Source organism: Pseudomonas protegens CHA0 (assembly GCF_000397205.1).
Classification (GTDB): domain Bacteria; phylum Pseudomonadota; class Gammaproteobacteria; order Pseudomonadales; family Pseudomonadaceae; genus Aquipseudomonas; species Aquipseudomonas protegens.
This window is the reverse complement of the sequence record NC_021237.1, coordinates 4,796,319-4,808,183: the sequence shown is the minus strand read 5'-3', so window position 1 is coordinate 4,808,183 and position 11,865 is coordinate 4,796,319. Positions and strand designations below refer to the sequence as shown.

General features: G+C 64.9%; 10 protein-coding genes. 7 read left to right on the top strand and 3 right to left on the bottom strand.

Annotated features, from left to right (window positions below; all coding sequences use genetic code 11):
* The first annotated feature begins 225 nt into the window (after window positions 1-225).
* The 7 genes from PFLCHA0_RS21255 (at window position 226) to PFLCHA0_RS21225 (ending at window position 8,221) form a co-directional block, all read left to right on the top strand.
* Window positions 226-1,263, top strand: coding sequence for a hypothetical protein (locus PFLCHA0_RS21255; protein WP_015636491.1), 1,038 nt, complete (start codon window positions 226-228; stop codon window positions 1,261-1,263).
* Between the two features lie 119 nt (window positions 1,264-1,382).
* Window positions 1,383-2,432 carry a hypothetical protein gene (locus PFLCHA0_RS21250; protein WP_015636490.1) on the top strand — a complete coding sequence of 350 codons (1,050 nt, stop codon included), beginning with the start codon at window positions 1,383-1,385 and terminating at the stop codon, window positions 2,430-2,432.
* Between the two features lie 111 nt (window positions 2,433-2,543).
* Window positions 2,544-3,050: a sigma-70 family RNA polymerase sigma factor gene (locus tag PFLCHA0_RS21245; RefSeq protein ID WP_041752437.1), complete on the top strand. Its 507-nt coding sequence runs from the start codon at window positions 2,544-2,546 to the stop codon at window positions 3,048-3,050.
* Window positions 3,047-4,006, top strand: a complete 960-nt coding sequence (locus tag PFLCHA0_RS21240; protein ID WP_015636488.1) for a FecR family protein — start codon at window positions 3,047-3,049, stop codon at window positions 4,004-4,006. The genes PFLCHA0_RS21245 and PFLCHA0_RS21240 overlap by 4 nt, the downstream gene beginning before the upstream one ends.
* 86 nt (window positions 4,007-4,092) lie before the next feature.
* Window positions 4,093-6,534 carry a TonB-dependent siderophore receptor gene (locus PFLCHA0_RS21235; protein ID WP_015636487.1) on the top strand — a complete coding sequence of 814 codons (2,442 nt, stop codon included), beginning with the start codon at window positions 4,093-4,095 and terminating at the stop codon, window positions 6,532-6,534.
* A gap of 409 nt (window positions 6,535-6,943) precedes the next feature.
* On the top strand, window positions 6,944-7,300 hold the full coding sequence (locus tag PFLCHA0_RS21230) for a DUF6124 family protein (protein ID WP_041752435.1): 357 nt from the start codon (window positions 6,944-6,946) through the stop codon (window positions 7,298-7,300).
* A 108-nt stretch (window positions 7,301-7,408) separates the two neighbouring features.
* Window positions 7,409-8,221, top strand: coding sequence for an alpha/beta fold hydrolase (locus tag PFLCHA0_RS21225; RefSeq protein ID WP_015636485.1), 813 nt, complete (start codon window positions 7,409-7,411; stop codon window positions 8,219-8,221).
* A 214-nt stretch (window positions 8,222-8,435) separates the two neighbouring features.
* Here the strand turns inward: PFLCHA0_RS21225 and dsbG are convergent, their stop codons facing one another.
* From dsbG to dsbD, 3 genes are read right to left on the bottom strand one after another with little or no spacing between them, the layout of a single operon-like run.
* On the bottom strand, window positions 8,436-9,203 hold the full coding sequence (dsbG, locus tag PFLCHA0_RS21220; protein ID WP_011062459.1) for a thiol:disulfide interchange protein DsbG: 768 nt from the start codon (window positions 9,201-9,203) through the stop codon (window positions 8,436-8,438).
* Window positions 9,179-10,042, bottom strand: a complete 864-nt coding sequence (locus PFLCHA0_RS21215) for a TlpA disulfide reductase family protein (RefSeq protein ID WP_011062458.1) — start codon at window positions 10,040-10,042, stop codon at window positions 9,179-9,181. Before PFLCHA0_RS21215 ends, dsbG begins: the two co-directional genes overlap by 25 nt.
* Window positions 10,042-11,793, bottom strand: coding sequence for a protein-disulfide reductase DsbD (gene dsbD, locus PFLCHA0_RS21210; RefSeq protein ID WP_015636484.1), 1,752 nt, complete (start codon window positions 11,791-11,793; stop codon window positions 10,042-10,044). Before dsbD ends, PFLCHA0_RS21215 begins: the two co-directional genes overlap by 1 nt.
* Between the last annotated feature and the right edge of the window lie 72 nt (window positions 11,794-11,865).

Below are 11,865 nucleotides of genomic sequence, written 5' to 3'. Positions count from 1 at the left end.
GACGGATGAGCGGTGGGGCGTTGTTCGCGCAGCAGGAGGACCGACATTTGGCGTAGGAGCCGGCTTGCCGGCGAAGAGGCCCGCAAGCCTTGCATCGTCCTGGCCGACGCCTTCGCTGGCAAGCCAGCTCCTACGGGCGAAGAGGCCCGCAGGTCCTCTGCTATGATCGCGCCCGGCCCAGGTCCAAGCACCTGCGCCGGGCGTTTTCATTCAAGGACCGGAACCATGGCAGAACAGCTTTACTGGCGCGACATCGAAGATTCCCTGGGCAACTGGAGCGGCCTCGGTGTCGAGGTCGAACCGGGCCCCACGAACAGACCGCCGTTGTACTTGCGCACCGGCGCCAATGCCCGGATCAAGCTGATGCACCACGACATGCCGTTGTTCTGGGCCACCCTGGCCCGGGACCACGGCGGCGTCTGGCTGGTGCGCAACCCGCTGGCGGACGGCGCCGAATGCCGGCTGCTGGCACCCATCGACTCACCCACCGTGGAGCAGCACGCCGCCCTGGCGCCCGAGCTGCGGATCAAGGCCTGGAGCCGCTATTTCGTCAGCCGTCTCAGTGAAAGCGCCCGGCACTTCCTCACCCCCGGTTTCTGGCTGGCCCAGGGCCTGCTGCCGGAGCCCTCCAGCACCGCGAGCGGCCTGGACCACTGGCGCTTCACCTCGGTGATCGACCCTTTGACCCATGTGCCCAACTGGCACCTGTACGGCGAGGATTTTCTCGACAACCTGCAACCCCAGACCCTGGAGTGGATCGACTGGTGGCATGGCGGCGGCAAGCTCATCGGCCTGCACCGTGTCGACCCTGAGGCCGGGCGCCTGAAGTGGTGGCGCAAGAAGGCCCGCGAAGGCAGCCTGGCGCCGATCCTGCTGTGGTACGTCGGCGGGTTGGCGTCCTACGTGGTGATCGACGGCCATTACCGTTTGCAGGCGGCCATCGCGGAAAACCTCGCGCCATCATTCATCGTCCTCAGCGCCACCCGCGAGCGCGGCTTCGCACCGAGCCTGGAGCATCAGCAACGGATCATGGATTCACTGCGCAAGCGCGGCGACGCGGTGCCGCGCAACCCGGCCCTGAGCACCGAGAACCTCAACCGGGTGCTGATCCAGGCCTTCGATGACCGGCCGCAGTACCGCAGCGCTACCCCGGCCTGGGCCGGCAATGAGCCGGAGTCGCAGTGGTGCGACGAGGTGCGTCAGTGCCTGGGCGGGCAAGGGTTGGCAGACGAAGTAGACGCGGTCATTGGCCGCCATGGGTAAGGCGCTGGCCGCCTTCGCTGGCAAGCCAGCTCCTACAGGCGAATGCGCCCTCCAGCCCTCTGCTATAGTCGCGCCTGCCCGCCGCAGGGCCGGTCATTGATCAAGGATTAGGGACAATCGTGGAACAGATTTTCTGGCGTGATATCGAGGATTTGGCCGGCCACTGGAACGGCCTCGGCGTGGACGTCAAACGCCCGGCCAGTGGCAAGCCCAACCTGTGCCTGCTCAGTGGCAACAACAGCCGTATGCAGTTGGTGCTCGGCGACCAGACCCTGCTCTGGGGCACCATGTCCCGCTGCCTGTATGGCGTATGGCTGGTGCGCAATCACCTGCCGGAGCAACTGCCGCAAACCCTGGTGGGCCCCATCGACTCGCCTCAGGTGGAACAACAGGCGCGCCTCGACCCGGCGCTGCGCCTCAAGGCCTGGAGCCGCTTCTTCGTCGAGCAACTGATGCAGCACCAGCCGGACTTCTTTTACCCCGGCTACTGGCTGGTGCGGGCCCTGCGCCCGGCATCGCAGAAACCGATGCGGCCGCTGCTCAGCGGCACCGAAGCCTGGTACTTCAAGGGCGGTGAAGACGCCCTGAGCCATATGCCGCAGTGGGCGATCTATGGTCGTAACATCCTCGACAACCAACAGGCCGGTACGGCGCGCTGGGTCGGGTTGGGGGAGTACGGTGGCGCAGTAGTCGGCCTGCATGCCGTGGACCCGCATTCCGGGCGCTTGAAGTGGTGGCGCAAAAAAGCCCGCGAAGGCAGCTTGCCGCCGATCCTGCTGTGGTACGTCACCGGTCTGAGCTGCTATCTGATTCTCGATGGCCATTACCGCCTGCAGGCGGCCATCGATGAAAACCTGCCGCCGGAGTTTCTGGTGCTCAGCTCGCCGCGGCTCTACCGCTATCGCCCCAACGCGCAAGAGCAGCAGAAGGTGCTGGGGGCGCTGCAAGTGCAAATCCAGCGCAAAAAACTGGACACCGGGCGCTTCAACCAGTTGCTGATCAGCACCTTCGACGACCGGCCGTATCACGGCTTCGGCAGCCAGTCCTGGGCGGGGATTGCCTCGGAGCAGGCGTGGATCGACCAGGTCAGCGGCATTCTCAAGGAACGCGGTGACCTGAGCGACCTGGAGGAAATCCTCGAACGCGAAGCGCCGGAAGAGTACCGCTGATCGCCACCCCCGGATTTGCCGCGGCGCTGGGGGATTTGCAACGACGAACGTTGATTTTCATGACCGGCAAACTGGATAATGATAACAATTACCATTAGCGTGCCGGTCTCGATGCACAGTCCCGTAGACACCAAAGCCATAGTTGCCAACCTCTATAGCGAGAATTACCGCTGGTTGCGTGCCTGGCTGTATCGCCGATTGCAGTGCCCGCAGGATGCCGCGGATCTGACTCAGGACACCTTCGTGCGCACGCTGACCGCCGGCCAACTGGCCGATCTCAACGAACCGCGGGCCTTTCTCGCCACGGTGGCCAGGCGCTTGTTGAGCAACCTGTTCCGGCGCCGTGCCTTGGAGCAGCAGTACCTGCTGGAACTGGCGCGGATGCCGCAGGCCTTCAGCCCCTCCGAAGAGGAGCTGGCGCTGGTGCGCGAAGCGCTGGAACTGATCGACCGGCTGCTCGAAGGTCTACCGCAACGGGTGCGCCATGCTTTTATCCTGCATCGCCTTGAAGGCCTGGCGCAGCCGCAGATCGCCGAGCGCCTGGGAGTTTCTCTGGCGACCGTCGAGCGCGACCTGCGGCGAGCCTTCCTGCATTGCCTCAGCGAGCGCGCCGCATGAGCCGTACCGCCAGCGACCAGGCCAATCGCGCCGCCGTGGACTGGTTGCTGAAGCTGGAATCCAGCAGCCAGGGAGATGCCGTGCAGCAAGCCTTTGCCCACTGGCTGGCGCAGAGCGGCGAACACGCCGCTGCCTGGCAGCGGGTCAACGCCGTGCTCAGCCAGCCCTTGCAGCAACTGCAGAGCAGCGAGCAACTGCAGGCGGCCAGCCGGGCCTTGCGATCGCTGCCTTCGCCAGCGCGGCGCAAAGTGCTGGGCGGCGGGCTGGCGTTGCTGGTGCTGGGAGGCGGTGCTGCCGGGCTGGTTAACCGCGTGTTGCCCTTGGGTCAGGTGCTGGCCGACCTGGATACTGCCACCGGCCAGCGTCAGTCCATGATCCTGGCCGATGGCAGTCGGCTCCACCTGAACGCCCGCAGCGCCGTGGATATCCGCTTCGATGCCGGGCAGCGGCGCATCGTCCTGCGTGAAGGCACGGTGCAGGTCGACGTCGCCGCCGACCCGGCGCGGCCGTTTATCGTCGAAAGCCGCGAGGGGCGGGTGCAGGCCCTGGGCACCCGTTTCATGGTCAGCCGCAACGATCTCGGCAGTCTGGTTTCCGTGCAGCAACACAGCGTGCTGCTGACCACCGCCCAGGGGCGCCAGCAGCGGGTCGAGGCCGGTGAAGCCTTTGCTTTCGGCGCTCAAGGCATCGAGCGTCAGGCACCGTCGTTGCGTACCCGGGTGGACTGGCTCGACGGCCGCATCGATGTGCGCAACGAGCCCCTGGGCGAATTGATCGAGCTGCTGCGGCCCTACCGCAGCGGCCTGTTGCGCATCAGCCCGGAAGCGGCGCGGGTCCGGGTCTATGGGGTGTTCCCCTTGGATGACAGCGATCAGGTGCTGCGCTCCCTCGGCGAAACCCTGCCGATCCAGGTGACTCGCTATGGCTTCTGGCTGACCCGTATCGAGCTGCGCTGATTGTTAAAAAAGCCAGGAACAGTGAGGGGGTTCGGTTTTTCCCGTGTCCTGGTTATGGAAAGCCAACCTAATAACGAGCCCTTTCCATGTCCCAGATTATTTTCCGTCCCAGCTTGCTGGCGATGGCTGTCGTTCTGAGTTACGCCGCTCTGCCCACTGTCGCCCATGCCGCGACCGACCCGCAGCAGGCTCAGGCCACCCGAGCGTTCGATCTGCCCGCCGGTGACCTGGGTGAGACCTTGAGCCGCATCGCCCGGGACAGCGGCCGGGTGCTGTCGGTGGCCCCGCAGTTGCTCAGCGGCAAGCGCGCCAGTCGGGTCAGTGGCCAACTGACTCCCGAGCAGGCTGTGCAGCAGGCCCTGGTGGGCAGCGGCCTGGGCCTGACCACCACCCCCAGTGGCACCTGGAGCCTGTACCTGTTGCCCACGGGGTCGGCGTTGCAACTGCAGCCGACCCATATTCAGGGCCAGGATCAGGAGCAGGCCTGGGGGCCAGTGGATGGCTACGTGGCTACTCGCAGCGCCACCGCGACCAAGACCGATACGCCGATCCTGGAAATTCCTCAGACCATCAACGTGGTCACTGCCGATCAGGTGCAGACCCAGGGCGCGCGCAACCTGACCCAGGTCCTGCGCTACACGCCGGGACTGAGCGTCAACGGCTACACCGACCGCAATACCATTGCCGACGAGATCACCAGCCGCGGTTTCGCCCCGACCCCGCTGTACCTGGACGGCGCCTACCTGCCCTATGCCGGCAGCCTGGGCGGGGCGCCGCAAATCGATCCCTACACCCTGGAGCGCGTCGAGGTACTCAAGGGGCCGTCGTCGGTGCTCTATGGACAGAACCAGCCCGGTGGCCTGGTCAATCTAGTGTCCAAACGCCCCAGCAGTACGCCGCAACATCAGGTCAAGTTCGGCCTGGGCAGCTACAACCGGGTCTATGGCGCCCTGGACAGCAGCGGCCCACTGGATGATCAGGGAGAGTTCTCCTATCGCCTGATCGGCGTGGCGAAAAAGGGCAACGAACAGGTGGCTCACACCAACAGCCAGCGCACCCTGCTGGCGCCGAGCCTGACCTGGAGCCCAAGCGACGCCACGCGCCTGACGCTGTTTGCGCAGATCCAGCGCGACGACGGGCTGGCCGACTACCAGGCGTTGCCGAAAATCGGCACCCTCGAACGCGGCCCCGATGGGCGCAAGATCGACCGCGATTTCTTCAATGGCGATTCGCGCTACAACGACTACAAGCGCGACCAGTACATCCTTGGCTACGAGTTGAGCCAGGCCCTCAACGACGACCTGAAATTCCGTTCCACCGCGCGCTACATCGACGTGCGCGACCGCTACAAGGGCTTTTACCTGCGTGGCTTCGTCACCGATGCTGGCGGTGTGACCGACTACACTCGAGCTACCCGCACCAAGCTCGACTGGCAGCAGCACAACACAGCCTACACCCTGGACAACAACCTGGAGTACCGCTTCAACACCGGTGCCCTGGAGCACACCACCCTGGCGGGCGTGGACTATCGCCATTTCAATCGCAAGTACACCGGCTACAACGCCTACGGGGTCTTGCCGGTAGACCTGTACGGCAAGAACAACTACGACACCAGCAGCGTCACCCCCGAACTGACCACGCGCTGGGACAACACCGTCAGCCAGACCGGCGTCTACGTCCAGGACCAGATCAAGCTTGACCAATGGATACTGACCCTCGGCGGCCGCCAGGACTGGGCCGAAGTGGAAAACAAGGACCTGCTGGCCCGCAGCATCGTTGAACAGCGGGACCACAAGTTCACCGGTCGGGTGGGCCTGACCTACGTGACCGATTTCGGTCTGGCGCCCTATGTCAGCTACTCCCAGTCCTTCCTGCCGACCGTGGGCACCAGCGCCCCGGAGCGCGGTGCCAAGGCCTTCAAGCCGACCGAGGGCGAGCAGTATGAAGTGGGGGTGAAGTACCAGCCCGTGGACAAGACGCTGATGACCGCGTCGGTGTTTCAGGTGAAGCAGAAGAACGCCCTGACCAACGACATCGACTACCCCGAATACAACGCGCAGCAGGGCGAGATTCGTTCCCGGGGCATCGAGCTGGAAATCAAGTCCAGCCTGGACAACATCGATGTGATGGCTGCCGCCACCTACATCGATTCCTTCTATACCAAGGCCAATGACTCCACCAAGGGCAACCGTAATGAAGCCCAAGCGCCGGTCTCGGCCAGTGCCTGGGTCGACTACCACTTCACCCAGGCGGCGCTCAGCGGCCTGACCTTTGGCGTGGGCGCGCGCTACACCGGCAGGAAGCCGGGGGACTCGGGCAGCACCTTCAGCACACCAGCCTATGTGGTGTACGACACCACCGTCAGCTATGACCTGGGCAAGCTCGACCCGAGCCTGCGCGGGCTGAAAAGCAGCCTCAACGTGCAGAACCTGTTTGACCGGGAATACGTCTCCGACTGCAACTACAACTTCGGCTGCTACTACGGCCAGGAGCGGGTGGCTTCGGTGGAAATGAGCTACGACTGGTAACACAGGGCCAGGGGAGCAGATGGCCGTGAAGGCGCCTGCTGCCCTGGAACGTAGTGGCTCCGAATGTCGAGGAACAACGTCTGATAGTCAGGCGGTTCGCTTTCTTTTGTAAGGCAAATCCGAGAAACTGCGGGCCGCTTGAATGCGCCTGGTGGGCGGGCTAGGGTTCCGGAGCCATCGCTCAATCGATGGCTCGGATGTGCAAGTCCGGTCATGTCGGCGCATCGTTGTCAAAAGCAGTTCGGGGTTTTTTGCCCGTTGTTTCTGCGTTATGGCAGCCGTGCGTGGGAGACTTTCGAGTCTGCCGGGTTCCGATATGCCCGGTCTTGCACACCTGCGTACGGCTGCCACCCTATTCGTGTGCAAGCGAACGGTGACGGCTCCTTTGAGTTCATATCGGAGTTACACCATGAAAAAGCTCGTCCCCGATCCACCCACGTCCTATCGCGATCCCGCCCTCAAGGCCGCCAACGCCACCCTGCGCGTGGCCCTGGCCCGGCAACCGCTGGACCCCGCGGTGTTCCAGCTCACGACCCAAGCCAAACCCGTTTCCCCCGACTCGCTGTTCAGCGTGCGCGAAGGCGTCAGCGCCGAAGAGGCCTTGGTGCATGTGGCGCTGCTGCTCAAATGCGCCGAAGAGGTCTGCGATGAAATCACCCAGCAGGGCAGCGGCCTGGAGCGCGGGCTGATCTGGTCCATGGTGCATTCCGTGGAAATGGCCAGGGCCGTGGTGGAGGCCTTGCTCGACGGTCAGCGCGGGCCTTGAATCCGGGCATCTCCTGATACGTTTTGTCGGACGGGTCCGATTGACTGGGCTTTTTTCACGGCACAGTCTGTCGGACCTTTTTCGTCATTTCCTTGCAGGAGCTACCCCATGCCTTTCGCCACCATCGATGGACAACCGTTGCACTACCTCGACCAGGGCCAGGGGCCGGTGGTGTTCCTGGCCGGCAGTTATTTGTGGGACACCGGCATGTGGGCGCCGCAGATCGAGGCGCTGTCGGCGCAGTATCGGGTGATCGCGGTGGACCTGTGGGGCCATGGCCAGTCCGGGCCGTTGCCGGCAGGCACCGCGTCGCTGGACGATGTGGCGCGGCAGATGCTGGCCTTGCTCGATCATTTGCAGATCGAACGGGTGACCCTGGTGGGCTTGTCGGTGGGCGGCATGTGGGGCGCGCGTCTGGCCCTGGCGGCGCCGCAGCGCATCGACGGGTTGGTGCTGATGGACACTTACCTGGGCGCCGAGCCTGAGCCGACCCGGCAGTATTACTTTTCCCTGTTCCAACAGATCGAGGACAGCGGCCTGATCGCCGAAGCGCTGCTGGATATCGTGGTGCCGATTTTCTTCCGTCCGGGTATCGATCGGCAGTCGGCGCTGTTCCAGGATTTTCGCGCCAGCCTCGCGGCGCTGCCGACCGAGCGTTTGCGCGCGAGCGTGATTCCCATGGGGCGCATCACCTTCAGTCGGGCGGATGTGCTGGATCAGCTGGAGCGCCTGGATGGGCAGAACACCTTGCTGCTGTGTGGTGATCAGGACCAGCCGCGGCCGCCTGCGGAAACCCTCGAAATGGCTGAGCGCATTGGCTGCCCTTACCAGCTGGTGCCCGAGGCGGGGCATATTTCCAGCCGGGAAAACCCGCAGTTCGTGACCCGGGCCTTGCTGGCGTTTTTACAGCGCCACGGTTGAAGCCCGATTCTTCCGTTGTAGGAGCTGGCTTGCCAGCGAAGGGGCCCGCAAGCCGGGCGCCAGCCTGACGGACGCTTTCGCCGGCAAGCCGGCTCCTACGGGTGGGGATACGCGTTGTAGGAGCTGGCTTGCCAGCGAAGAGGCCCGCAAGCCGGGCGCCAGCCTGACGGACGCCGTCGCCGGCAAGCCGGCTCCTACGGGGGAGGGTGCGGGGTTATTTCGGACCGAGGATCTGGGTCAGTTTGCCCGGGGCCGGGGCGCCCTGCTGTTGTTGCAGTTCGCCCTTGTCGTCGAGGTAGAAGATCGCCGGGGTCGCCGATAGCTCCAGCTCTTCCATCAATTTCATGTTGGCGTCGAGTTTGGCCTGGACCGCTGCAGGAATACTGGCCAGGGGTTTCAGGGCGCTGCCCTTGCCGGCCTTTTCATGATCCTGCAAGGCCTGTTGCGGGTCCTTGGCGGCTAGCAGCGCAGCGGATTTGCCCGGGCTGTCTTCGCGGATGATGCCCACCATGATATGCCGCAGCTGCACTTTGCCGGCCTTGACCCAGGGCCGTGCCTGTTCCCAGAACATGTTGCAGTAGGGGCAGTTGGGGTCGCTGAACAGGTAGACGATGCGTGGTGCATCGGCCTTGCCGTCGGCGATCCAGTTGCTCTTTTCCAGGTTGCCCCAGACTTCCTTGGCCATGGGCGCGTAGACCAGTTTCTGCAACGGTTCGGCGCTCAGGTCCTTGCCGTCGGCATCGTAGAGGTTGCCCAGCAGCACGTGCTTGCCGTCAGGGGTGAGGTACAGGGTCATGCCGCGGTTCTGGTACTGCGCGGCGTAGCCCTTGAGGCCGTCCGGGGCGTCGAAGCTGCCGATGATCTTGGCACCTTTTTCTTCGATCTTGCGGATGGGCGCAGGCAGTTCCTCGGCCTGTAGCAGTGGGGCGTTGAGCAACGCCGCGCCCAGAGACAGGCTCAGCAAGTGGCGGATGAAGGGCATGGCAGTTTCCTTGAAGGGGCGACCGAGGTTGGGTGGGCGCCGTCGAAGTTTTCCAGGGCCCGGGCCAGGCTGGCTTCCGAGAGTTCCCCCAGGTGGCTGCCCAGCAGGCGGCCATCGGCGCTATAGAACAGCGTAGTCGGCAGGGCCATGGAGCCCACGGCCTTGCCCAGGCGGCCACTGCCGTCGAACAGCACGTTGTTCAGGTTCAGGTCCTGGGTGGCCAGGAAGGTGCTGACGCTTTGCATGCTTTCGGCCTGGTTGACGAACAGGAAGGTCAGGTCCGGGCGTTGCTGCTGGGCTCTCTCCAGCACCGGCATCTCCCGCCGGCACGGTGGGCACCAGGTGGCCCAGAGGTTGATCACCAGCGGGCCACCCTGGTAGTCGGTGAGTTGCACGGTTTCGCCGGCGGCGTTGCGCAGGGCCACCTCCGGCAGGCGCGTGCCCTGGTCGTAGAGGGTCAGGGCCAGGGTCGCCAGCAGCCAGAAGGCCAGGCCGCTGGCCACCCCGGCACCCAATGGGCGGCGCAGCGCCGGGCGTTTCCAGCCCCAGGCCAGGGCCGCCAGGAGCATGACGATCACCCCCGGCCAGGCCAGGAAGCCGCCGTCGCGCAGGTCGATGATCATCCACAGGTCGTGTTGGTAGTGCTTCCAGTAAGCGAGCACGAAACTGACCCGGGCGGCGAGCATGCCCAAAAGGAACAGGCTGAACAGCACGGATTCGGGGTTGTCACCGCCGCGCTTGGCCACGCGCCAGCCCACCAGGGTGGCCAGGGCCAGGGCACTGATCAGCAGCAGGTGGTTGAGGGCGATGGCAAAGGTGCCGATGGTAAAGGTCAGCATCAACGGGCTTCCCGGGTCTGGGTCCAGCGTTGCAGGAAGGCGTTGGCATCCACTTCGCCGGTGATGCGCTGGCTGCGGCGTTCACTGCCGTCCGGGCCGATCCACAGCATGCTCGGTGGCCCCGGCACCTTGTAGCGGCTCAGGAGTTCGCGGCCGTCGGCGTTGTCCAGGGTCACGTCCAGGCGCAGCAGGCGCACATCCTTCAGGGCCTCCAGCACCTGAGGCTGGCCGAACACGGTTTTCTCCATGATCTTGCAGGACACGCACCAGTCGGCGTAGTAGTCCAGCAGCACCCACTGGCCCTGGGCCCGGGCGCTGTCCAGGGCGCCTTGCAGCTCGGCGGGGGACTTCACCGTGGTGAAGGCATCATGGGCCGTGACGCTATTGGCCACAGGGCCACCGCTGTAGACCTTAAGCGGCCGCCATAGGTCGTCGCCGCCACCGGCGGCACCCACCAGCAGCATGCCGCCCCAGGCCGCGAACAGCAGCGCGCCGGCACCGAACAGGTGCAGCAAGCGGCCGGCAATCGCCCGTTGCTGCCAGGCGCAGTAGGCCACCACCAGAGCCAGGGCGCCCCACAGCCCCATCCACAGGCCGGGGTTCAGTACCGGGCGCAGCATGTAGATGGCGGTGCCCAGGAACAGGAAGCCGAACACGCCCTTGAGCAGGTTCATCCACGGCCCCGGCTTGGGCAGGAAGCGGTTGCCCACGGTCACCAGCAACAGCAGGGGCAGGCCGATGCCCAGGCCCAGGGCGAACAGCGCCAGGCCGCCAAACAGGGCATTGCCGGTCTGGGCGATGTACAGCAGGCCACCGGCCAGGGGCGCGGTCATGCACGGGCCCACCAGCAGCGCAGACAGCGCGCCGAGAGCGCCACAGCCGATCAGGCTACCGCCCTGGCGCTGGCGACTGGCACCTTCCAGGCGGTCGCGCAGGACTGCGGGCATCTGCAATTCAAAGAAACCGAACATCGGCAGCGACAGCAGCACGAACAGGGCGGCGAAACTGCCCAGCACCCAGGGTTGTTGCAGCCAGGCCTGCAGGTTGCTGCCCAGCAGGGCGGCGATCACCCCCATGCCGGCATACACCAGGGCCATGCACAGCACGTAGCTTGAGGCCAGGGCCAAACCGCGGCGCGGGCTGGCGCCGCTGCCGACGACCATGCCGGCGAGAATCGGCAACATCGGCAGTGAGCAAGGGGCGAAGGCCAGCAGCAGGCCGAAGCCGAAGAAGGCCAGCAGGCCCAGGCCCCATGATTTCTGTTGCAGCTCATTGGCCAGCAACTGGTCCTGGGCCGAGCCGTTGCTGGTTGTCGCAGAGTTGGCGGCAGCGACTGTGGGCGCACCGCCCAGGTCCACTTCCAGGGTTTGCGGCGGGTAGCACAGGCCGGCGTCGGCACAGCCCTGCCAGCCCAGCTTGACCTTGCCGCTGGCGGCGGCCGGCAGCTTCACTTCCAGGCCCTGGCGATACACCGTCTGCTGGCCGAAGAATTCGTCGCTGTGGTCTTCACCGGCCGGCAGGGTGGGTTGCAGCTCTGGCGCCACGCCGTCGAACTTCAGGCGCTTCTGATACAGGTAGTAGCCGTCGGCGATCTGCCAGAACAGCTGGGTTTCCCCCGAAGGCAGGCGCTCGGAGGTGAAGACGAAGGCCTTGCCCACCGGCAGGAAGTCGGGCTTGACCTCGAACGGGTTGTTGCCGGCGTGCGCCAGTGTGGTGAAGAGCATGAACAACAGGAGAAACAATCGACGCATGGCCAAGCCTTAAACCGGTGCAAGTTGCGAGCACAATGGCCGGTCCTGATTAACCGATGATTAACCATACTT